This window comes from Neobacillus vireti (genome assembly GCF_001026695.1).
Lineage (GTDB): Bacteria > Bacillota > Bacilli > Bacillales > Cytobacillaceae > Neobacillus > Neobacillus vireti.
In genome coordinates, this window is sequence record NZ_LDNB01000015.1 from 109,811 (window position 1) to 131,376 (window position 21,566).

Annotated in this window: 23 protein-coding genes and 1 other RNA gene; 7 read left to right on the forward strand and 17 right to left on the reverse strand. The window is 40.4% G+C overall.

From position 1 onward, the window contains the following. Window positions 1-81: 81 nt before the first annotated feature. The 5 genes from accA to dnaE form a co-directional block, all read right to left on the reverse strand. On the reverse strand, window positions 82-1,059 hold the full coding sequence (gene accA, locus AA980_RS19740; RefSeq protein ID WP_024028588.1) for an acetyl-CoA carboxylase carboxyl transferase subunit alpha: 978 nt from the start codon (window positions 1,057-1,059) through the stop codon (window positions 82-84). Further along, the gene (gene accD / locus AA980_RS19745) at window positions 1,053-1,931 is read right to left on the reverse strand and encodes an acetyl-CoA carboxylase, carboxyltransferase subunit beta (protein ID WP_024028589.1); all 879 of its coding nucleotides are present in this window, start codon (window positions 1,929-1,931) and stop codon (window positions 1,053-1,055) included. Before accD ends, accA begins: the two co-directional genes overlap by 7 nt. A gap of 175 nt (window positions 1,932-2,106) precedes the next feature. Then, window positions 2,107-2,694, reverse strand: coding sequence for a FadR/GntR family transcriptional regulator (locus AA980_RS19750; RefSeq protein ID WP_034724081.1), 588 nt, complete (start codon window positions 2,692-2,694; stop codon window positions 2,107-2,109). 56 nt (window positions 2,695-2,750) lie between these two features. Beyond that, a complete protein-coding gene (locus tag AA980_RS19755) occupies window positions 2,751-3,989 on the reverse strand; it encodes an NAD(P)-dependent malic enzyme (RefSeq protein WP_024028591.1) in 1,239 nt (412 codons plus the stop codon). 126 nt (window positions 3,990-4,115) lie between these two features. After that, complete coding sequence (gene dnaE, locus AA980_RS19760) at window positions 4,116-7,481, reverse strand: DNA polymerase III subunit alpha (protein WP_024028592.1); 3,366 nt, start codon at window positions 7,479-7,481, stop codon at window positions 4,116-4,118. A 157-nt stretch (window positions 7,482-7,638) separates the two neighbouring features. On the opposite strand from dnaE, the gene AA980_RS19765 reads away from it, so the two are divergent. Both AA980_RS19765 and ytrI read left to right on the forward strand, forming a co-directional pair. Continuing rightward, window positions 7,639-7,977, forward strand: coding sequence for a YtrH family sporulation protein (locus AA980_RS19765; RefSeq protein WP_024028593.1), 339 nt, complete (start codon window positions 7,639-7,641; stop codon window positions 7,975-7,977). Continuing rightward, complete coding sequence (gene ytrI / locus AA980_RS19770; RefSeq protein ID WP_024028594.1) at window positions 7,974-8,474, forward strand: sporulation membrane protein YtrI; 501 nt, start codon at window positions 7,974-7,976, stop codon at window positions 8,472-8,474. Before AA980_RS19765 ends, ytrI begins: the two co-directional genes overlap by 4 nt. A 32-nt stretch (window positions 8,475-8,506) precedes the next feature. Here the strand turns inward: ytrI and AA980_RS19775 are convergent, their stop codons facing one another. Next, window positions 8,507-9,445, reverse strand: a complete 939-nt coding sequence (locus AA980_RS19775; RefSeq protein WP_024028595.1) for a DHH family phosphoesterase — start codon at window positions 9,443-9,445, stop codon at window positions 8,507-8,509. Window positions 9,446-9,533: 88 nt separating this feature from the next. Between AA980_RS19775 and AA980_RS19780 the strand changes: the two genes are divergently transcribed. Beyond that, window positions 9,534-9,845, forward strand: coding sequence for a YtpI family protein (locus tag AA980_RS19780; protein ID WP_024028596.1), 312 nt, complete (start codon window positions 9,534-9,536; stop codon window positions 9,843-9,845). Between the two features lie 42 nt (window positions 9,846-9,887). Here the strand turns inward: AA980_RS19780 and AA980_RS19785 are convergent, their stop codons facing one another. From AA980_RS19785 to AA980_RS19795, 3 genes are all read right to left on the reverse strand, one after another. Further along, window positions 9,888-11,207 carry a CBS domain-containing protein gene (locus AA980_RS19785; protein WP_024028597.1) on the reverse strand — a complete coding sequence of 440 codons (1,320 nt, stop codon included), beginning with the start codon at window positions 11,205-11,207 and terminating at the stop codon, window positions 9,888-9,890. A gap of 119 nt (window positions 11,208-11,326) precedes the next feature. Further along, a complete protein-coding gene (locus AA980_RS19790) occupies window positions 11,327-11,569 on the reverse strand; it encodes a hypothetical protein (protein WP_024028598.1) in 243 nt (80 codons plus the stop codon). 87 nt (window positions 11,570-11,656) lie between these two features. Then, window positions 11,657-12,334, reverse strand: a complete 678-nt coding sequence (locus tag AA980_RS19795; RefSeq protein ID WP_024028599.1) for a metal-dependent hydrolase — start codon at window positions 12,332-12,334, stop codon at window positions 11,657-11,659. 179 nt (window positions 12,335-12,513) lie between these two features. Between AA980_RS19795 and AA980_RS19800 the strand changes: the two genes are divergently transcribed. Next, window positions 12,514-13,611 (forward strand): M24 family metallopeptidase, encoded by a 1,098-nt coding sequence (locus AA980_RS19800; RefSeq protein WP_024028600.1) that lies wholly within the window; start codon window positions 12,514-12,516, stop codon window positions 13,609-13,611. A 56-nt stretch (window positions 13,612-13,667) separates the two neighbouring features. Next, a non-coding RNA gene (gene ssrS, locus AA980_RS26570) (6S RNA) lies at window positions 13,668-13,863 on the forward strand. 110 nt (window positions 13,864-13,973) lie between these two features. Here the strand turns inward: ssrS and ald are convergent. After that, window positions 13,974-15,092, reverse strand: a complete 1,119-nt coding sequence (gene ald, locus AA980_RS19805; RefSeq protein ID WP_024028601.1) for an alanine dehydrogenase — start codon at window positions 15,090-15,092, stop codon at window positions 13,974-13,976. A 178-nt stretch (window positions 15,093-15,270) separates the two neighbouring features. Further along, entirely contained in the window at window positions 15,271-15,429 is a 159-nt protein-coding gene (locus tag AA980_RS27535; RefSeq protein ID WP_162837349.1) for a hypothetical protein, read from the reverse strand. A gap of 103 nt (window positions 15,430-15,532) precedes the next feature. On the opposite strand from AA980_RS27535, the gene AA980_RS19810 reads away from it, so the two are divergent. Both AA980_RS19810 and AA980_RS19815 read left to right on the forward strand, forming a co-directional pair. Continuing rightward, window positions 15,533-15,982 carry a universal stress protein gene (locus AA980_RS19810; RefSeq protein WP_024028602.1) on the forward strand — a complete coding sequence of 150 codons (450 nt, stop codon included), beginning with the start codon at window positions 15,533-15,535 and terminating at the stop codon, window positions 15,980-15,982. Between the two features lie 121 nt (window positions 15,983-16,103). Next, window positions 16,104-16,418, forward strand: coding sequence for a hypothetical protein (locus AA980_RS19815; protein ID WP_024028603.1), 315 nt, complete (start codon window positions 16,104-16,106; stop codon window positions 16,416-16,418). 31 nt (window positions 16,419-16,449) lie between these two features. Here AA980_RS19815 and AA980_RS19820 read toward each other — a convergent pair whose 3' ends face one another. The 6 genes from AA980_RS19820 to ytfJ all read right to left on the reverse strand — a co-directional run bounded on the left by AA980_RS19820 (window position 16,450) and on the right by ytfJ (window position 21,563). Further along, window positions 16,450-16,962, reverse strand: coding sequence for a MogA/MoaB family molybdenum cofactor biosynthesis protein (locus AA980_RS19820; protein WP_024028604.1), 513 nt, complete (start codon window positions 16,960-16,962; stop codon window positions 16,450-16,452). A gap of 2 nt (window positions 16,963-16,964) precedes the next feature. Further along, window positions 16,965-17,801 (reverse strand): EcsC family protein, encoded by an 837-nt coding sequence (locus tag AA980_RS19825; protein WP_024028605.1) that lies wholly within the window; start codon window positions 17,799-17,801, stop codon window positions 16,965-16,967. Window positions 17,802-17,901: 100 nt separating this feature from the next. Next, complete coding sequence (locus AA980_RS19830) at window positions 17,902-19,095, reverse strand: acetate kinase (protein ID WP_024028606.1); 1,194 nt, start codon at window positions 19,093-19,095, stop codon at window positions 17,902-17,904. A gap of 231 nt (window positions 19,096-19,326) precedes the next feature. Further along, window positions 19,327-20,310 (reverse strand): class I SAM-dependent methyltransferase, encoded by a 984-nt coding sequence (locus tag AA980_RS19835; RefSeq protein WP_024028607.1) that lies wholly within the window; start codon window positions 20,308-20,310, stop codon window positions 19,327-19,329. 88 nt (window positions 20,311-20,398) lie between these two features. Continuing rightward, window positions 20,399-20,899 (reverse strand): thiol peroxidase, encoded by a 501-nt coding sequence (tpx, locus tag AA980_RS19840; RefSeq protein WP_024028608.1) that lies wholly within the window; start codon window positions 20,897-20,899, stop codon window positions 20,399-20,401. 169 nt (window positions 20,900-21,068) lie between these two features. Then, window positions 21,069-21,563 carry a GerW family sporulation protein gene (ytfJ, locus tag AA980_RS19845; RefSeq protein ID WP_024028609.1) on the reverse strand — a complete coding sequence of 165 codons (495 nt, stop codon included), beginning with the start codon at window positions 21,561-21,563 and terminating at the stop codon, window positions 21,069-21,071. Window positions 21,564-21,566 lie beyond the last annotated feature (3 nt).

Here is a 21,566-nt window from a genome sequence, read left to right on the forward strand (position 1 = left end):
ATTACCTTTTTTAAGACATTTTCGTGAACATTTTATGAACTGAACATGCGTAAAAATCGTGCCCGCATGAGCACGATTTTTTTAATTTACACCAATATAATCATTTAATAAATTATATTCGCCAATTGTCCTAAATCGATTATAGCGATCGGCAATTAACTCCTCTTCAGAAAGTTTTAGGAGCTCTCGCAGTGAAGTCTTAAGTAGCTTTTCGATTTCTTCAGCCTGCTTTTTCACATCTTTATGGGCTCCACCCTTGATTTCAGGAATAATATCATCGATAACACCTAATTCTTTTAAGTCAGGTGCCGTAATTTTCATCGTTTCCGCTGCGTTTTTGGCGAGGGCTGCATCCTTCCACAAAATAGCCGCTGCCCCTTCAGGTGAAATGACGGAGTAGGTTGAGTTTTCAAGCATGTATATCCGATTGCCAACACCAAGCGCCAGCGCACCGCCGCTGCCGCCTTCGCCGATAACAATACAAATAACCGGTACCCGGAGGCCTGCCATTTCAAATAGGTTGCGGGCAATTGCTTCACTCTGACCGCGCTCTTCTGCAGCTTTACCTGGATAGGCTCCTTTTGTATCGATAAAACAAATAATAGGGCGCTTAAATTTATCCGCCTGTTTCATTAAACGCAGGGCTTTTCGGTAACCTTCGGGATGCGGCATGCCAAAATTTCTGCGAATATTCTCTTTCGTGTCTTTTCCTCTTTGATGGCCAATAACGGTAACAGGAAGTCCCTTGAATCTTGCTATACCGCCAACAATGGCTGCATCATCAGCGAAGGTTCTGTCTCCATGACATTCAAAGAATCCTTCAAATAAATAAGAAATATAGTCCAGTGTTGTCGGCCGGTTTGGATGTCTAGCTATTTGCACGCGGTCCCACGGTTTAATATTGGAATATATATCCTGTTCCAACTTTTCAAGCCGCGCTTCTAATTTAACAATTTCTGAACTTAAATCAACATCTGTAGTTTTAGTGAACTCTTTTATTTCGTTGATTTTCTTTCTTAACTCTACGATTGGGCGTTCGAATTCCAATTCTCCTACCACTCGAGTTCACCTCCTGGTTGATGTATTTCTAAAATGTTTGTGATTTTTTCAACTAATTCTAGTCGTGAAATTATTGCATCTAACTGGCCATGCTTTAAGAGAAACTCAGCCGTTTGAAAGTCTGCAGGCAGTTCTTCACGAATGGATTGTTCAATTACTCTGCGGCCGGCAAAGCCGATTAAAGCTTCTGGTTCAGCAAAGTTGAAATCCCCCAATGACGCAAAGCTGGCGGAAACACCGCCTGTTGTCGGATAGGTCATCATAGAAATAATTAAGCCGCCATTTTCACTAAACTTCTTTAAGGCAACACTTGTCTTTGCCATTTGCATCAAACTCAAGGCACCTTCCTGCATTCTTGCACCGCCTGAAGCAGTAAAGATCATAAACGGTACAGAAAGTTCATTGGCTTTTTCTATCGCAAGTGTTATTTTTTCGCCGACTACTGAGCCCATACTTCCCATTCTGAACGAAGCATCCATGATTGCCAGGACAATTTTATTGCCATTGACAGTTCCAATGCCTGTAACCACTGCTTCATTTAATTTGCTTTTTTGGCGATCCTTTTCAAGTTTTTCAAGGTAATCCGGGAAATCCAATGGATTTTTAGATATCATATTTTCATTGATTTCTTCAAAGCTCTTTTCATCAAGAAAACTGTCAATCCGCTCTCTTGAATTCATTTGAAAATGATGTCCGCAATGTAAACAAACTTTAAAGTTTTTCGCTAATTCCTTCGTATACATGATTTTTTTACATGAAGGGCATTTAGTCATAATTCCTTCAGGTACGTCATGTTTAGCAGTCTCTGTAGGAATTGTTGCATATTTTTTCTTTTTTTGATTTGGTTTCACAAAAAGATCTTTTAGTGCCAAAATGTATCCTCCTTTGTAACACTCCTGCCTAACAAGCAGGTTTTTCCTGATAGTCTATTCAGAAGTCTTTCTATCCTTTATCAACTCTATACTCACTTAGTGGTCTGACCACTAGACAATTAAAAATACCCTTACCCAAGGGCTTGTATATCTTTTACTATAAAATAAAATAATTTCAAAATCTGTTAGTATTTGTCGATAAAAAAGACAAATTTCGGAGAGCACAATAAGCAGAAAGTGTTTTTTCCTCATCCTTTTCTGCTAATGCATCTATTAATATTTGATAGTTCTTACGCTTATAATCAACTGGCTTCGAGTCAAGTGAATAGTAATAATCCTTTAAAATAAGCCATATTCTGGCGAATAGGTGATTACCTGCCATCTCGATAATCCGATTAAAAAACTCATCATCACTAAAGCTGTCTGCAGTTCTTACCCATTCCTGCAAATTGGCCACACTTTTAGTGTCCATTCGTTGCAGACTTAAGCGCAGGCAGTCCATCTCAATAAAATTTTTGGTTTCAAATACATCCCGTTTTGCTTTTTCATCCTGCAAAATAAAGGTGCTGAGAAGACGCACAAGCTGATTGCCGCGAAAGTCTCTGATAAACGTTCCTTCGCCCCGCCGTGTTTCAATTAAACCGAGCAATTCCAATGCCCTTAGGGCTTCGCGAACGGAAGAGCGCCCGAAATTCAGGCGCTCAGACAATTCCCGTTCCGATGGAATCTTATCTCCGGTCTTTAGACCATCTATGGTTATCATTTCTCGTAATTGCTTGACAATCTCTAAGTATACTTTTGTACTCGTCACTTACTTAATCACTCACTTTTACCAATAATAGCGAGCCTTTGTGTTTTTTCTTTAATATCTTCTGGATCGACTTTGATGCGGGCTACCCCTGTTTCCATCGCAGCCTTTGCTACTGCTGCAGCCACATTTGGAGCTACTCTAGGGTCAAAAGGTGCTGGAATGACATAGTCAGCATTTAACTCATCTTCACTTATTAAGCCGGCAATAGCTTCCACTGCTGCTACTTTCATTTTTTCATTTATATGCGTTGCGCGAACATCAAGCGCACCACGGAAAATCCCAGGAAATGCAAGGACATTGTTTACTTGATTGGGAAAATCAGACCGGCCAGTTCCAACTACTTTGGCTCCGGCTGATTTCGCTTCATCCGGCATAATCTCAGGGTCTGGATTAGCCATCGCAAAAATAATCGAATCCGGATTCATCGATGCTACCATTTCTTTAGTTAATGCGCCAGCAACTGAAACCCCGATAAATACATCAGCGCCTTTAATTACATCAGCAAGATTTCCTGTTAGGCTATCCCGATTAGTAAATTTCGCTACTTCTGCTTTTACCGCATTCATCCCTTGTGGGCGTCCTTCGTAAATGGCACCTTTTGTATCGCACATAATAATGTCTCTGACACCATAGCTATATAACAACTTAATGATCGCAATCCCGGCTGCACCAGCACCGCTTGCTATCACTTTAATTTCCGTCATTTTTTTACCAATAATTTTAAGGGCATTGACAAGGCCTGCCACGGTAACAATGGCTGTACCATGCTGGTCATCATGAAAAATTGGAATATTCGCTTCCTTCTTCAATCGTTCCTCAATCACGAAACAATTGGGAGCAGCGATATCTTCCAAATTCACACCGCCAAATGTAGGCTCAAGCAACTTTACGGTTTCAACAATTTTATCCACATCTGTCGTGTTTAGGCAGATTGGAAATGCATCAACGCCGGCAAAGCTTTTAAATAGAACAGCTTTTCCTTCCATTACAGGAAGTGCTGCTTCGGGTCCAATATTACCAAGTCCGAGAACGGCCGTCCCATCGGATACTACCGCAACCATGTTTCCTTTCATAGTATAATCATAAACCGTTTCTGGCTTTTCATAAATATCTTTACATGGCTCTGCCACACCTGGTGAATAGGCTAAACTTAAATCATGAGCATTCCGGACAGGAACTTTTGATTTCGACTCTAACTTTCCCTTATTAACTCGATGCATATGTAATGCTTCTTCACGTAAAGTCAAGATATGTCACCCCTTTGATTTGTACAAAAAGAATAGGTACATCCCTCTAAATAACAAGCCGACATTGGTGGTCAGACCACACTTGTCTCTTTATCACTATAACATATCTTCGAAAGTTGTAAAGAATTAATCTTTCAGGACAACGTTTTTAGAACCGAGTATTTTTCTTAATTGCTGCAGTAATTCGGAGGTTGGATTGACATTAATCTCCTTACCGAGTCTTACTGTTTTTCGGGTCGATTCATAATGCAAAATTACGCCAGCTTCCCCCTTATTTTCTTTAAGGAGTTGATTTATTTTTTTCAGTGATGGCTCATCCTGTTTATTCTCAACAATTTTTAAATATAGTACTGACTGCTTTGCTAATTTTGTTTGAATCCATTGTTCTAAGTCAGAAACTTGCTGAATGATAAATTGCAGTTCCCCAACTCGTTCTTCGATTTTACCTTCTAGCAGCACAAAGTTCCCCTGTTTTAAAAGCTGTATATACCTTTTATAGACCATCGGGAAGGCGACTGCTTCCATTTCACCAGTTGCGTCACTTATCGTTAAAAAGGCCATTGAATCCCCTTTTTTGGTGCGGATAGCTTTCACTGATGAAAGATAGACACCCGTAAAAACCCTTTTTGCCTCATTTTTCAAATCGAATAAAACATCTGCACCGCACACTTTAAGCTCTTTTGCAAAAATAGAAATGGGATGATCAGAAAGATAGAAACCAAGTGCCTCTTTTTCAAATGTCAGCTTATGCTCCTGACTAATCGGATCGACTTGAACATACTTCGGCTTAGGGACAAATTCATCATCGAATAAATCAATTTGACTGTCATCGTCAGGCTTAAAAATGGTAGCATGCTCAATCGCAACATCTAAACTTGCCAGCAAGACTGCCCGATCCTCACCGAACTCATCAAAACATCCTGAGTGAACAAGGAACTCCAGTGTTTTCCGGTTAATCGCTTTAGAAGAAACTCGAATACAGAAATCAAATAAGTCAGCAAATTTTTTCTTCTTCCTTGCTTGGAAGATTTCCCTCAATGCTTGAGCACCCACACTTTTGATGGCAGCAAGACTGTACCGGATGTCTCCTGTTTGTTCTACTTGAAATGAAAAACCGCTATGGTTAATAGATGGAGGCAGGACCGTAATTTCCTTTTGCTTTGTTTCCATGATATACTGAGCAATTTTTGTTTCATTTCCTATTGCCGCGGTAAGCAGCCCTGCCATAAAATGAACCGGAAAATTAGCTTTTAAAAAGGCAAGCTGATAGGCTATCATACTATATGCCACTGCGTGACTGCGATTAAATCCATAATTTGCAAAGCGGACAATTAAATCATAAATCTCATTGGCAAGAGATTGGTTGTAGCCCTTCTTTAGGGCCCCTTGAACAAAGTGATGACGCTCTTTATCAAGTACCTCTTTTTGCTTCTTCCCGACTGCCCGCCTTAATAGGTCGGCTTCACCAAGTGAGAATCCCGCCATTACCGAAGCAATTTGCATGATTTGTTCTTGATAGACAATAACACCATATGTGTTCTCTAGGATGGGCTGCAAATCCGGGTGGGGGTATTCGACTGCTTGATGGCCATGCTTGCGATCAATAAAGACCGGGATACTTTCCATTGGTCCTGGCCGGTACAACGCATTGACGGCAACAATATCCTCAAAGCGCGAAGGTTTTAATCTGGTTAACACTTTCCTTATCCCTTCCGATTCAAACTGAAAAACACCTGTCGTTTCACCCCTCACTAATAGTTCAAACGTCTTGTTGTCTTCTAATGTGATTTGCCCGATGTCCAATTTCCTCCCTGTATGGCGGCGAATGGATGATAAGATTGTTTCAATAAGTGAGAGATTTCTTAAGCCAAGGAAGTCCATTTTGAGGAGACCGATCTCTTCTAGATGCTCCATTGAATATTGCGTTAAATAAACTTGGTTAGACCCGCGTTGAATCGGGATTAACTCAATAAGCTGTTTCTCGCTAATGATCACACCTGCAGCATGTGTAGACGTATGGCGCGGCAGACCCTCCAGCTTTAAAGCCGTTGCAAATAGCCGCTTGTTTTGCGGAGTTTCATTAATAAGCCTGCGAAGTCCTTCCGATTCGTTATATGCTTGTTGCAGGTTTATTCCTAAGCGTGATGGGATAAGCTTCGACAATTGCTCCAGTTCCTTTGAATTCAAGCCGAATACCCTGCCGACATCGCGTAATGCAGCTTTTGCCGCAAGGGTTCCAAACGTTACAATTTGCGCAACATGGAGCTCCCCATATTTTTTAGCCACATATTCAATCACTTCATCTCTGCGATGGTCCGGAAAATCAATATCGATATCGGGCATTGAAATTCGCTCAGGATTCAAAAACCGTTCGAATAATAGGTTATGCTCGATTGGGTCAACATCCGTTATGTACAAAACATAGGCAACAAGCGATCCAGCAGCTGACCCCCTGCCTGGTCCGGTCAATATTCCATGTTCACGGGCATACCTCATGAAATCCCAGACGATTAAAAAGTAATCGCTAAACTTCATTCGTTTGATTACGGCTAGTTCATAGGACAACCGTTCAAAATATTTTTGGCTTGGCGAAGAAAATCGCTCATTCAATCCTTGTCGGCATAATTTCTCCAGATATTCTTCTGCTTCCAAGCCCTTTTCTGTCGGAAATGCAGGTAAATAGGTTTTGCCCAGCTCGATGTTGACGTTGCATCTTTGGGCGATACGGATGGTGTTTTCCAATGCTTCGGGAAATTCGGAGAGGCAGTCGGCCATTTCACTGGCTGTTTTCAAATAGTATTGATTGCTTTGCAATCTTTCTCTATGTTCATCCTGTAACTTATCACCATTCTTTATCGCTAACAAACACTCCTGAGCAAACATATCTTCTTTTTCTAAATAATGAACCTGATTGGCTGCTGCTAGCGGGATATTCATGTCTTTCGACAGCAATTGAAGCTGATTCCTTAGATCCTTTTCTTGTTCAAGTTGATGATTTTGAATTGCAAGAAAAAAATTATCTGCGCCGAAGACGGCTTCAAGCTTTTTTATTAACTCTCTGGCAAATTCCTCTTTGCCAGTTAACAAGGATTGTTCAATTTCTCCTTCACATCCAGGAGTGAGGGCAATCAACCCGTTTGCATAATGTTTCAGCCATTTTAGCGGAATCCCATTATCGGCTTTCGTTTGCACGGTACTGGAAATTTTCAATAGGTTTTTATAACCTGTTTCATTTTCAGCAAGTAAGACAAGTGGATATGATTCATTCTCGTTACTCTCACTTTCCACATCCACGGTTAACCCGATGATTGGTTTTATGTTATTTTTTTTGCACAATTTATAAAACTCTATGGTCCCGTACATTACATTTCGATCTGTTAACGCAAGCTCCATAAAGCCTTTCTGCTTGGCATTTTCAATTAGATGAGGGACTGAGGCAGTACTTGTAAGCAGACTATACGCACTATATACATGCAGGTGAATAAAAGACATCCTCTTCACACCCTTAATTACTTGATCTTATTCTATATTATAGAACTTTTTTGTGAAAAAAGAAAATATGTTCTCATTTTTTCATCATATTCCTGATTGTTTGTCCATATATTTTATAAAAAGGACATTTGATTATGTGTAAGGGCGGTTTTAAGGGATGAAAGAAATCGGTTTTTTTCCAGCTTTTATTGAAAGCTACTTTATTGCTTTAGGTGTTCTGCTGGGCGGTTCATTAATTGGCGGAATTGCCGCCTTCTTAACTGGTCAACCTCCGCTTACAACCGTTTATCGCTTGTCTTCTTCACTTAGAATTTGGGCAATTATAGCGGCAATCGGAGGGACATTTGATACAGTATATTCGTTTGAAAAAGGCTTTTTGGACGCAGGCACAAAGGATCTTTTTAAACAATTATTATTAATTCTTTCTGCCTTAGGCGGAGCCCAGACAGGTGCACTCATTATTAATTGGCTTACCCAGGAGTATATATCATCATGAGAATTCCGCCATTATACCGCAGACCAGCCTGGCAGCGCTTTTTTGCCGGGATGGCTATTGGGGGTGCCATAAGCTGGTGCATCTTTTTATATATTTACGGTGTCTGGCAGGAAGAGAATACGGAATTGCTTCGTAAACAACAGCAGGAAATCGCGGATTTAAACAATGAGAAAAAGATTTGGCAGGAAGAATATAAAGAGATGAATAAACGGAATATTGAGCAGCTTACAGTCCAGAAAATCAATATAAAAATACTCAACGCTGAAAAATATAAGCTGGATTCCTTAAGTGTTTTAGAGACAGAAGACTCGGTTAGAGATGATATCGACATGATGCTGGCAAAGGATTTGGAAACAGTCTATAAAAGCAAAGATCTGATACAAAAAATAATCGAAAACAAAATTGTACCAATCAATGAAAAACGATATAAACTTAAGGTGAGGGAATTGATTATCTTCACAAACCTAACGATACAACTTGAGATACAATTTGAATAACGGCCCATTCTCTGGGCCGTTATTCTTTATTTTTAATAATTTTCGCAAACCTCATCTAGTTCCCGTAAGACGTCTTCTACTTCGTTCCAAGAATAGATTGAAGCACCTGAGGCAAGTGGATGTCCGCCCCCTTTGAACTTTCTCGCTACACCATTTATTACCGGTCCCTTTGAACGGAGCCGCACCCGTATTTGGTCGTCCTCCTCAATGAAAAAGACCCAGGCTTTAATCCCTTTTACATTTCCTAAGGTTCCTACAAGCAAGGAGGCCTCTGCCGGCTTTGCCCCGTATTCAGCTAATAACTCTTTTGTCAATCTAACAGAAGCAACACCGTTTTTCTGCAGCTCAAATGTTTGGAGAATATATCCATTTAACTTGATGATATGAGCATCCAATTCGTAAATCCTATCATATAGTTCAGTGCGCGAGAAATGATAGTGGATTAATTCGCCCGCATAGGCAAACGTTTTTTCTGTCGTACTCGGAAAAAGGAATCTGCCTGTATCACCGACAATCCCGGCGTATAACAGTCTTGCCGCCTCATCATTCATTTTCAAGCCTGATTCTCTTCCTGCTAAATAAAATTCATAAATCATTTCACTGCATGAGCTTGCATTTGTATCGACCCATAATAAGTCTCCATAAGCATCTTCATTTGGATGATGATCAATTTTGATAAGCTTATCTCCCAATGAGTAGCGGTCATCACAAATCCTTTCGGCATTTGCCGTATCACACACAATTACTAAGGCACCTTTATAGACTTCATCCTTAATTACATCAAGTCTGCGCAGAAAATCTAGCGTTGGTTCCTCCTGGCCAACAGCATAAACCTTTTTCTCCGGGTAGGATGCTTGTAAAATGGACGCCAAACCGCCTTGGGAACCATAGGCATCAGGGTCTGGACGGACGTGGCGATGGATAATAATCGTTTCATATTGTTCAATGGTTTCTACTATTTTCTCTATCATAGGGTCTCCTTCTTAGAACCAAATGTGGCAATTTTTCAATAGAACAGTTACAATTATATAAGATTTTCGAAACTTGGAGGAACATATTATGTTTGTATTTGTTGTCTTAATTGCAATATTATTTGCTTTCTATTTATTTTATAAAACAAAATACTTCAGAAGCAACCGTCATGTCGAAAAGAAATGGCTTTCAGCTAAAGCAAATATTGCGCTTGGCCTTTTTGTGTTATTATTTGGTATCAATCATCTTCTATTCATCTCCGAAACGACGGTGACTTATCTTGTTGCCGCTATATTTATTATTTATGGTGCCATATTCAGCTGGATTGGCTTCAAAAAATATAAACACTACCTTCCATTTGCCATCGAAGAAGCAAAGACTTTCGATGCCCAAAAATAAAAATTGAGCCGCTTCTCAGGTTGGGAAGCGGCTTTCACATTTTTAGCTTCTGTCAATTAACTGGCACATCATCATCGCTTTTCCAACCAAAACTCCTTCATTGAACACTTCGACATCTACCTTGCCAAATTTCCGTCCTACTTCTAGTATCTTTGGATAAATTTCTAATCTACTCTCCATTTGAACTGGTTTAATAAAGTAAATGGTCATGTTTTCGACAACGAGGTCACCTTTTTTATAGCTACGCAACACCCGGTTGGCTGCATCTGAGACAATCGTCGTAAATACCCCATAAGAAATAGTTCCAAGATGGTTGGTCATTTGCGGCGTCACTTCACAGGAGTAAACCTCTTCCCCTTTTGCCCTTCCCTGCATTAATACCATTTGATTGGTTACGATGTCATCAATCGTTTCCCCAACCTGCGGCTGCCGTTGGTTCATTTGCAGCGCCTTTAAGACATCCTGCCTGCTGATAATCCCTTCTAACCGGTTGGAGTCATCGGCAACGGGGAGCACTTCAATCCCTTCCCAGACCATCGTATGGGCGGTCGAGGCGACACTTGTCTTCCCATTAACGGTCATCGGATGTTTCGTCATAATCTTGTCGATTGAAGCTTCTAAATCCTGTCCCAAAATATCCTTACTTGTCACCATTCCTTGGATCTTCATGTTCTGGTCGACAACAGGATAACGGCTGTGCGTTGTCTCTTGATTAAATTCATGCCATTTTGCAACCTTATCAGACGTTTTTAAATAATAAGTGTCCGCAAGAGGTGTTAAAATATCCTCTACTAAAATAATTTCCTTTTTGATTAATTGGTCATAAATAGCCCGGTTAATCATCGTCGCAACCGTAAAGGTATCATAACTTGTTGAAATAACCGGCAATTCCATCTTATCTGCTAGTTTTTTCACATGTTCCTGAGAGTCAAAGCCTCCGGTGATTAGCACTGCGGCCCCTGCTTTTAACGCCAATTCATGTGCCTGCGTCCTATTTCCGACAATTAACAGGTTGCCTGCTTCAGTGTAACGCATCATTGCCTCAAGTTTCATTGCCCCTATGACAAATTTATTAAGGGTTTTATGCAAGCCTGTTCTGCCGCCTAATACTTGGCCGTCCACGATGTTTACTACTTCAGCAAAAGTAAGCTTTTCAATATTCTCTTTCTTCTTCCGTTCAATTCGAATCGTGCCAACTCTTTCGATAGTGCTAACATACCCCTTATTTTCCGCTTCCTTAATCGCCCGGTAAGCTGTGCCCTCACTTACGGTCATTGCCTTAGCGATTTGCCTTACTGATATCTTTTCTCCAATCGGGAGTCCATCAATGTATTGTAAAATTTGTTCATGCTTCGTAGCCAAGACCTTCACCCTCTATTTTCAAATTCCACTTTATCTAGTCATTTCTTAACCAGCTATGTCTAAATTTAATTATAGAGTGTAAAAGACCTTGATTCAATGCGGTTTCTAATAAAGTCAGCTTATTCCCGTAAAAATGAGCGCGATTTCGTTTTTTTGTTCTGGAACTGAGGTCTTTGTCGATGTTTTTTCGGGCTATAAAGCAACCCAGTTAGATTACCAGCGATCACCATCAATGCAAACGCAAGCCAAGCGATCGAAAATATCCCCTCCGCACCAGTTGCATGAATCGATAATCGCGGAACGGCAAAATAGAGCATGAAGGCCACAAGCAGCAGACAAAGCAAATATCTATTCTTCTTCAACTTCTTTTCCTCCTTTTAAAAAATACTGCTTGTTCCATCTTTATGCACATGGGAGGAAAAAAAGTATGAGAACACCTAGAATCGCGCTTAAAAATCGATTGCTTCGCCAGGGACTAACACTTTACCATTTTGATTTTCAAGCAATTCAGTAAATTGATATGGATCCTGTTTAATAGGCGGGAATGTATTGTAGTGCATCGGTACAACCGTCTTTGGATTTAACAGTTTAGCGGCATAGGCTGCATCTTCAGGCCCCATTGTAAAATTGTCGCCAATCGGCAAGAAGGCTAAATCAATTGGATGGCGTTCTCCAATCAGTTTCATATCGGAGAATAGTCCCGTATCACCGGCGTGGTAAATGGTTTTACCTTCGCTCATAACAAGAATTCCGGCTGGCATACCGCCATAGATGAGTTCATTCTCGGTTTCGATGCACGAGCCGTGGAAGGCTTGAGTCAGCTTTACTTTACCGAAATCAAACTGATAGGCACCACCAATGTGCATGCCGTGTGTTTTGACTCCTTGCCAAGACAAGTAGGTAGCAAGTTCGAAATTTGCAATTACAAGGGAATTATGCCTTTTTGCTAACTCAACAGTGTCCCCGACATGGTCATTGTGACCATGCGATAAGATAATTACATCTGGTTTTACCTCTTCAGCCGTTAAGTCCGTTAATTGATTGCCTGTAATAAAAGGGTCAATTAAAATAGTTTTCCCATTTGTGTTAATTTGAACAACTGAATGTCCGTGATAAGAAACTCTCATCATCCCATCTCCTTTTAAATTGGTATAATATTTACTTCCATAAAAGTTTTGAAATCCCTTCTTCATATATACCCATAAGATGCAGGTGTTAGCACATGCTAAGTTGTGTTAGTTTACAATTGAAATGAATATTGATAATCTCAGATTGGAATTAATCTTATAAAATGGGGGCCACTAACATGAATCAACGATTAGTAAAGCTTCAAACGTGGATGAAGGAAAATGAGATCGAAGTAAGCTTCCTTACTTCTTCTGAAAACGTATTTTATTTAAGCGGTTATTATACCGACCCGCATGAACGACTACTGGCGCTTGCGGTTTTTCAAGAGGAGGAACCATTCCTTGTATGTCCGGCAATGGAAGTACATGATGCTAAACGTTCCGGATGGGGGCATGAAATCATCGGCTATACCGACATCGAAAACCCGTGGGAAATGGTTGGACATGCAATTAATAAAAGAATCCAGGCTGTTTCCAAAGCTGCTATCGAGAAAGAGCATATGAATGTAGAACGCTATGAACAGCTTTCACAGTTATTCCCTAAAGCCGCTTTTGTTTCAGCTGAAGAAAAAGTAAGACTGCTGCGGATGATTAAGGATGCTAAAGAATTAAAAGTCATTGAAGAAGCCTGTGCCCTTGCTGATTATGCCGTAGAATTCGGTGCAAGTGAAATCAAGGAAGGCAAAACAGAGCTTGAAGTCCTAAACGCCTTAGAGTACGCCCTAAAGCAAAAGGGTGTGACTGAAATGTCGTTTTCGACAATGGTGTTAACCGGAGCAAACGCTGCTTCTCCGCATGGTAACCCTGGGGAAACAAAAATTAAAAAGGGTGATCTCGTTTTATTCGACCTAGGTGTTATTGTCGACCGCTATTGTTCTGATATCACGAGAACAGTTGCCTACGGGGACATTAATGATAAACAAAAAGAAATTTACGATACGGTTCTAAAGGCGCAGCTCGCAGCCATTGAAGCAAGCAAGCCTGGTGTTACCGCTGCCGAAGTCGATCTCACTGCACGCCGAATTATTGCGGAAGCAGGATATGGTGACTATTTCCCTCATCGCCTCGGTCATGGACTCGGAATTGGTGTACATGAATATCCATCATTGACAGAGACAAACCAGCTGCTTATTGAAGAAGGCATGGTGTACACGATTGAACCGGGAATTTATGTCCCTGAAGTTGCTGGTGTCCGCATTGAGGATGATCTATATATAACACCAGATGGTGCCAAAGTTTTAACCAAATTCCCAAAAGAATTACAGATCATCAAGTAGGATTATTTGGTTTTTTTTTACATTGAACTTTCATGCGTATTGGTGTAATATACAAATACAAGCTGCGTTGTACGTAATCATAATAAAGTTTTAACCTTTAAGCTGTAATAGGGAGTTTAACCATCGAAGCTGGAATGACACGCCTCTGTCTATAAGACATGGAGGACAAGCAGAAAAGTTTCTGAAAACACCCACTTTGAGGAGTGGTGGTTTAAAACTTTCTTATATTTCTACGGCAAATGCGGCTTACATAATGAGTTTCCAGCCAGTTCCTTTCGGGAGCTGGTTTTGTTTTTTTCAAATGGAAACAGTCCTCATGAAGCGGTCATGAGGACAGAATTACTCTAGAGAAACTATCTTTTTTATTTTTCAAGCAATACTTTCGTATCTTTAAATTCAACTCCATGTGCTTCCGCGACCGCTTGGTAGGTTACATACCCCTCAAGAGTATTAATTCCTTTTAAGAGGGCCTCATTATCCAAACACGCCTTTTTATAGCCTTTATTAGCGATGTCTACGGCATATGGGACGGTCACATTTGTTAACGCAAACGTGGAGGTTCTTGGGACTGCACCAGGCATATTCGCTACTGCATAATGAACAACGCCATGCTTTACATATGTTGGATTATCGTGTGTGGTGATCCGGTCAGTCGTTTCAAAAATCCCCCCCTGATCGATGGCGATATCAACGACCACGCTGCCTGGTTTCATCGATTGAATCATTTCTTCGCTGACAAGCTTCGGCGCCTTCGCTCCCGGAATCAGCACAGCACCAATAACCAAATCGGATTCCTTTACAGCTTCGGCAATATTATAAGGATTAGACATTAATGTCGTCACGTCAGAGCCGAAAATATCATCCAATTGACGAAGACGGTCTGGATTTAAATCAATAATGGTTACTTTTGCTCCTAAGCCAATTGCCATTTTGGCTGCATTGGTACCAGCTACCCCGCCGCCAATGATGGTAACTTTCCCTCTTTGTACCCCCGGGACACCGGAAAGAAGAATCCCCATACCGCCATGGACTTTTTCAAGAAATTGCGCGCCGATTTGAGCAGCCATCCTTCCAGCTACTTCACTCATCGGCGTCAATAGTGGCAGGCTTCTATTCGCTAACTGTACTGTTTCATAAGCAATCCCGACAACTTTATTATCGATTAAGGCTTTTGTTAATTCCGGTTCAGGTGCTAAATGTAAATATGTAAATAAAATTAACCCCTCACGGAAATATTGATATTCGCTAGGAAGAGGTTCTTTTACCTTCATAACCATATCCATGAACCAAGCTTGCTCTGCGGTTGCTGCTAGTTTCGCACCAGCAGAACTATAATCCTCATCTGTAAAGCCTGAGCCAAGTCCGGCACCTTTTTCAATAAAAACTTCGTGACCAAATTTCACAAGATTAACGACTCCAGCAGGTGTCATAGCTACACGGTTTTCATTATTTTTAATTTCTTTAGGTACTCCAATCCTCATGCGCTTACCTCCAAAAATTATTATAACCATATACATTTTATCAAAAAAAGCAGTAATTCCAAAGTTTTAACATAAAAGGAAATAGCCTTACCTAAATGTCTAATTACCAAATCCAAGCAAACATAAAAGGCTGCCCCTATGTTTAAGACAGCCAGACACTCTACTATTTAAATTGTTCCTACCCTTCAACTGCAGCGTTATCGTCACTGTCAGCTAATGCAGTTCCTTCACCAATGAAACCACTATTATACGAATCCATAATTTGCTGGCTCACTTCGCTTGTACCTTGTTCATCAAAATCAAATGTAAACTTATGATTCGGCTCTCGTTTCACCATCGATAAATCTCCTTTCCACTCTAAGCTACCTCATTATTGTTCGAAAAATTGCAACAACTATACGTTGTTAAATATTGTATAATTAAGGTAAGGAGATGATCTTATGGGACTCAAATATCGGAATATTTTAGTCGCAATTGATGGATCAAAGGAAGCAGATTGGGCGTTTAAAAAAGGGATTGAAATCGCAAAAAGAAATAATGCGAAATTGCTGTTAGTCCATGTGATTGATGTAAGGTCTTTTGCTCTAATTGATGCATACGACACTGTCATTGGTGACAGAGCAGAAAAGCTGGCTAAAGAAATGCTTGAGAATTATCAATTGCAGGCGATAAATGCAGGTATTCTGGAAGTTCAATATGAAATTGACTTTGGTTCTCCTAAAGTAAGAATCCCTAGAGAGCTAGCGAAAAAGCATAAGATTGATTTAATTATCTGCGGGGCGACCGGTATGAATATGGTGGAACGAATCTTTATTGGCAGTGTCTCAGAACATATCACTCGCTACGCACCATGTGACGTTCTGATTGTCCGAACAGAAAAAAATTCATAATCGAAAGCACGGAGCCAATCAGCTCTGTGCCTCTTATTTCACCCGAATTAAAAGGTTTAGCGTGAATGGACCTTCAATGTGTAGTACAATATTAATTAACTTTTACATCTTGGAGGAAATTATGAAAGCACATTTTTCTTTCGATCAGCGTCTGGGCATTTTTCTGCCCGATATGACCGAAGAATGGGACGATTATAGTAAAGATACTCAACAGGAAATCCTGTTTAATTGGGAACAAATCCGCGGCTCCATTCCCGACCGAATATTTGAGCTTGAAAAGGAAATTAATCATAAGCAAGCCCAGCTATCAGATGAAAATAATTTCGCCCGTTCCTGTCAATTGAACTCGGAAATAGCAGAACTGGCCTCAATTATTAATGACCTATGGCTTTGGTACCGTTCAAACCAGACCCTTTCGGAAAAAGCCCATCATTAAAAAAACTCCCTTCGATAAGGGAGTTTTCACTTTATAGATCTTTTTTGATTTCTCTCACCACATGACCAATTTCCGGCAAAATTAATTTATTCATTGCCAGTTTCACCGCACCAGATGAACCGGGCGTTGAGAATACTGCTTTATTTTTGACAACTCCGGCAATGGCCCTCGAGAGAATGGCGGCCGACCCGATGTCCTCTTGATAGCTCAGCATCCTGAATATTTCTCCAAAGCCAACGATTTCTTTCTCAAGCAGGCTTTGGACAGATTCAATTGTTACATCGCGCTTGGCAATCCCTGTGCCGCCATTTGTAAGGATTACATCAATACTATCTTGTCCACACCCCTTTAATATTTCATTTTGAATTGGCTCAGCTTCATCGATGACAATGACGTAATCAACAACCCTATGCCCTGCTTGTTCCAGCAGTTCGATCATCAGCCTTCCGCTTTTGTCTGTTTGCTGAGTCCTCGTATCGCTGACTGTGATGACTTTACAATTAACCGTCTTAGGTGCAACATTTTTATGCTCTTGCGTGCTCATTATTAAAACTCCTCTTTTTCTTTAAGGTAGCGCAGCTGGTAATATTTATGGGCGAGGTCCGTTACTTTTCTTGTTAATTGATAATTTGCTCCAGCGCCAATCGCCATGCTGACTAACGGAATTCCTTGAATGACTTTTTTTCGAAACAATATTATAACCATTGCTTTTAAAAGCTGCTGAATAGGCTGTTCCAGCCAAGTGATATCAATAATCTCCTCATTGCCTTCGTAAAAATAATATTCTTCGTTCGCTTCCAGTTCAGCCATTAATGACGCCCATCCTGCTTTTTTAATCCGCGCTGGCAAGGTTGCGGTATGGAACACCTTTAAAGATGTCATCATTTCAAATGGAGTATTCACTTCAAAACCATAGGTCATTGCAATTAATTGCACAATCCTTAAATTAATAACCGCCATTGCCGGAATATCTGCACCTAAAAGCAGCGGTCCACCCGTACCCGAAAGACCCCCTTGAGCAAAGGAATAAAGACGATGCATTGCGATTTGCTGCTCTGCTATGTATTGTAACTGGTTGATGTCCAGTTGCTTTAAGTCTGTTATTTTTTCTATATCCTCTTGAAAAATTCTCGCCGAGGCTAGAATTCTTTCCTTAGCGTCCATTTGAAGCTGTGAGCCGTGGATTAAACTATGTAAATGAAACAGCCAGCTATCCATGACAGAAAAAAATTGTTGCTGAACCTTTTCAGGTAATAACATAAATGAACGTTCCAAATATTTTTCATATGTTAATTGAAAGTCGTTCGCCTCATAATTGAGCAAGTTCCTCTCCCAATCCCGTATTTCATTCAAAACTTTCGATTCCCGGTCTGTCAATGGCATCTGGGTACCTCCTTCAACGTTTCTAGTTTCCAGTATATCACAGGAAATAGAACGTTAAAAAGGCAAAAGCCATTATATCAGCTTTTGCCGTAGGTTTTAATTAATGAGTATCTGTCAAGCGGACAACATCACGCGCTATCATAACTTCCTCATTTGTTGGAATGATAATGACCTTAACCGGTGAGTGAGGATAGTTGATAAATGCTTCCTCACCTCTTACCTTATTAAGTGCTGGGTCCCAATACACGCCCATAAATTCAAGACCCTTTAATACATTTTCTCTAATCACGTCACTATTTTCACCAATTCCGGCCGTGAAAATAATCGCATCGACACCATACATTCTGGAAGCATATGAACCAATGTATTTATGAATACGGTTTGCAAACACATCTAACGCCAGCTGTGCCCGCTCATTTCCCTTTTTCGCTTCAATTTCAATATCACGTAAATCACTTGAAAAACCAGAAACAGCTAACATCCCGCTCTTTTTATTTAAAACATCAAGGACTTCATCTGCATTCTTACCGGTTTTTTCCATGATATATGGAATGAGTGCCGGGTCAATATTTCCTGAACGAGTGCCCATTGTTACCCCTGCAAGCGGTGTAAAGCCCATCGAAGTATCAATCGACTTTCCGCCTTCAATGGCAGCAATACTAGCTCCATTCCCAAGGTGACAAGAGATTAAACGCAGCTGTTCAACCGGGCGTCCCAATAATTCCGCTGCACGCTGAGAAACATATTTATGGCTTGTTCCATGGAATCCATATTTTCGAATCCCATATTCCTTATAGTATTGATACGGAAGACTATATAGAAAAGAACTTTCCGGCATCGTCTGATGGAAGGCTGTATCGAAAACTGCAATTGCCGGTACATTCGGAAGCACATCCATGAATGCCTTAATACCTGTAACATTTGCCGGGTTATGCAACGGAGCAAGTTCAGATAATTCGTCAATTTTATTTAAAACTGCTTCAGTTATAAGAACAGAGTCGGTAAATGTTTCTCCACCGTGGACAACACGATGGCCAATTCCTACAATCTCGTCCAAAGACGTTATAATGCCTAAGGTAGTTAGTTTATCTAAGAGCATTTTTACCGCTACTTCATGGTCTGGAATATCAATGATTTCTTGGACTTTTTCACCACCCGCAGTAATCGTAAATACTGAATCCTTCAGACCAATTCTTTCGATTAGTCCCTTTGTAATAACTTCTTCGCTTGGCATTTCAAATAATTGAAACTTTAGTGAAGAACTTCCCGCATTAATTGCAATAATTTTTGCCATCTCTGCAACCGCTCCTTTTATATAACAACGTCGATTCAATCCGGATAATGTTTAGTACAGACTTATTTTGCGCAAACCGACCTTGTTTATTTCCCTCAATTCCTCATTTAATCATTGTAATGAAAACATTTCAAGGAATAACTTACTTGGGAACGGTTTCAACGGAGATGTAAATATATTCAAAATTATTATAAAAATAATAAAGGATAAAACTAGGAATTTCAGCTAGTTTTATCCTTTATTTTCCTGGAACCATTTGTCCATTTGAGCTAGAATTTTATCCATTTCAACTGCATTTGATAATTTCGGCAATTTCACGAGTAACGCTTGTTTTGGAGGCTGAACCCCTTCGCCTTTTTTCTGCAAAATAAAAATACTTTTAGCTGAGCTGTTGGTCTTAAACATGCTTGCTGGTAATTGCAGAAGTCCCTGGATGATTGCCTTTTCCTTGATAAATTCATGAAGCTGGGCTGCTTGCTCACTTTCAAATAAACCGCTCGGGATAATGAAGAACAAGTAACCTCCAGGCACGGCAGCCCTGACACTTTGCTCAATAAATAAATGGTGTGAATAAGAGTGGCCCACACTCGCCTTTAATTGATAATCTGAAGCCCTGACATCGTTCGGATAAAAGCCAACCGGCAAATCCGCGATAACGGCATCGACCGGATCGATAAATAATGGCTCCAAGCTATCCTGATTAAATAGCTGTACAGGATGTTCCTGTAAATTCGCGTTAACATAGGCTAATTTTATTAGAATGTCATCAATCTCAACACCGATGGATGATACCTCTTTATGTATATGATTTAAAACCGTTGTTAATAAATTCCCCGTTCCCACTGCAGGATCAAGCAAGCGGAAGGATGGCTGGCTCATAAATCTCTCTACTAAATAGCCTACAAGCATCCCAACTGAATCTGGTGTCATTTGATGATTAGGCTGAACATTTTCTTTCATCCCTTTTAAAATCACTAGCTGGTATGCCTTGCGGATATCTTCATTCGAATACTTTTCTAAATGAATCTCTTCGTATTGTTTTTTCAATCTTTTTGTCGTTAATTCACTTAACTCTTTTTGAAGGATTGAACCTTGAAATAGATTCTCACCAGTTTCGGCAAGTGCCTCAAGATAGCTGCATGACAATTCTTCTTGTAAAATAAGGGCCGTTTCATTAAATAGCGTAAATAACTCTTCTACTGAAGAAACAATCATTTTTCTGCTCCCATCATTAATCATATTTAAAAAAGTATAAAACAACTAAGAAGGCCTCGCCTATGACGAGGCCTTCTTGATTATAAGATTATTTTGCAGCTTTTGCCGCTTCTAGTGCTGCTTCATAGTTCGGGTGGTTTGTTGCTTCACTAACATACTCTACATATGTGACAGTATCGCTCGAATCTACTACAAAAACAGCACGCGCTAATAGTCTTAATTCCTGAATAGCAACCCCGTATGCTTCACCAAAGGAAAGGTCGCGGTGATCAGATAATGTTTGCACGTTTTCGATGCCGCTTGCTGCACACCAGCGTTTTTGTGCAAATGGCAGGTCAACGCTGACTGTTAAGATTTTCACGCTTCCGAGTGAGTTAGCTTCTTCATTAAAACGGCGGGTTTCCGCATCACATACTCCAGTATCTAATGATGGCACGGAAGTAATTAACCGTACCTGCCCCTTAGTAGAGTCTAAAGTAACTTCCGATAAATCATTTGCCAAGACAGTGAAATTTGGCGCTTTGTCACCAACCTTCACTTCATTGCCCAGTAACGTAATAGCATTTCCCTTAAATGTAACATTTGCCATTTTAACATCCTCCTTTGTCGTCGTAAAGCTAAAAATTTCTTCGCTTTTTTGACTTTAAGTATGTACAGTGTAAATATATCTTTTCAAAGACTATTTTGCAATTATTTGAACTTTACTTCCTATCATTAAAAAGGTTAATCCTCCAATTAGCGGAAGATTAACCTTTTAGTTATATATCAAGATCAATTTTCTGTTGATGCTGTTGAGTTTGCTGTTGGCTGCCTTGTTCTTTCTTCGAGAACATTTGCTGGATTTTATCTACCGCTTGCGGGGCGAGTTCTAAAATTTTCTCATACAAATGTGTACTCTCATCTAAATGAAGCATTTTGACACCGTGTGAGTTAACAATTAAAAAGGCGATTGGGGTGATTGAAACACCGCCCCCGCTACCGCCGCCAAATGGAAGCATCGACTGCCCCTGGCTTTGACCTTGACCTTGGCCTTGCCCTTGACTTTGCCCTTGAGACTGGCCCTGCGACTGGGAACCATCGGATTTGAACTCACTGCCTCCTGCTGCAAATCCAAAGCCAACCTTAGACACTGTCAAAATGACACTTCCGTCTGGGGTTTCAACCGGATCCCCAATGATGGTATTGACATCAATCATTTCTTTCAAGCTTTCCATTGCAGTTGTCATCAAACCCTGAATTGGATGGTTAGACATGGC

Excerpts from the sequence above, each read along its gene's own strand:
- AA980_RS19750 (WP_034724081.1), bottom strand. The coding sequence starts at position 2,694 with ATGATAACCATAGATGGTCTAAAGACCGGAGATAAGATTCCATCGGAA.
- dnaE (WP_024028592.1), bottom strand. The coding sequence starts at position 7,481 with ATGTCTTTTATTCACCTGCATGTATATAGTGCGTATAGTCTGCTTACA.
- AA980_RS19765 (WP_024028593.1), top strand. The coding sequence starts at position 7,639 with ATGAAAGAAATCGGTTTTTTTCCAGCTTTTATTGAAAGCTACTTTATT.
- ytrI (WP_024028594.1), top strand. The coding sequence starts at position 7,974 with ATGAGAATTCCGCCATTATACCGCAGACCAGCCTGGCAGCGCTTTTTT.
- AA980_RS19775 (WP_024028595.1), bottom strand. The coding sequence starts at position 9,445 with ATGATAGAGAAAATAGTAGAAACCATTGAACAATATGAAACGATTATT.
- AA980_RS19780 (WP_024028596.1), top strand. The coding sequence starts at position 9,534 with ATGTTTGTATTTGTTGTCTTAATTGCAATATTATTTGCTTTCTATTTA.
- AA980_RS19795 (WP_024028599.1), bottom strand. The coding sequence starts at position 12,334 with ATGAGAGTTTCTTATCACGGACATTCAGTTGTTCAAATTAACACAAAT.
- AA980_RS19800 (WP_024028600.1), top strand. The coding sequence starts at position 12,514 with ATGAATCAACGATTAGTAAAGCTTCAAACGTGGATGAAGGAAAATGAG.
- ald (WP_024028601.1), bottom strand. The coding sequence starts at position 15,092 with ATGAGGATTGGAGTACCTAAAGAAATTAAAAATAATGAAAACCGTGTA.
- AA980_RS27535 (WP_162837349.1), bottom strand. The coding sequence starts at position 15,429 with ATGGTGAAACGAGAGCCGAATCATAAGTTTACATTTGATTTTGATGAA.
- AA980_RS19810 (WP_024028602.1), top strand. The coding sequence starts at position 15,533 with ATGGGACTCAAATATCGGAATATTTTAGTCGCAATTGATGGATCAAAG.
- AA980_RS19815 (WP_024028603.1), top strand. The coding sequence starts at position 16,104 with ATGAAAGCACATTTTTCTTTCGATCAGCGTCTGGGCATTTTTCTGCCC.
- AA980_RS19820 (WP_024028604.1), bottom strand. The coding sequence starts at position 16,962 with ATGAGCACGCAAGAGCATAAAAATGTTGCACCTAAGACGGTTAATTGT.
- AA980_RS19825 (WP_024028605.1), bottom strand. The coding sequence starts at position 17,801 with ATGCCATTGACAGACCGGGAATCGAAAGTTTTGAATGAAATACGGGAT.
- AA980_RS19830 (WP_024028606.1), bottom strand. The coding sequence starts at position 19,095 with ATGGCAAAAATTATTGCAATTAATGCGGGAAGTTCTTCACTAAAGTTT.
- AA980_RS19835 (WP_024028607.1), bottom strand. The coding sequence starts at position 20,310 with ATGATTGTTTCTTCAGTAGAAGAGTTATTTACGCTATTTAATGAAACG.
- tpx (WP_024028608.1), bottom strand. The coding sequence starts at position 20,899 with ATGGCAAATGTTACATTTAAGGGAAATGCTATTACGTTACTGGGCAAT.
- ytfJ (WP_024028609.1), bottom strand. The coding sequence starts at position 21,563 with ATGTCTAACCATCCAATTCAGGGTTTGATGACAACTGCAATGGAAAGC.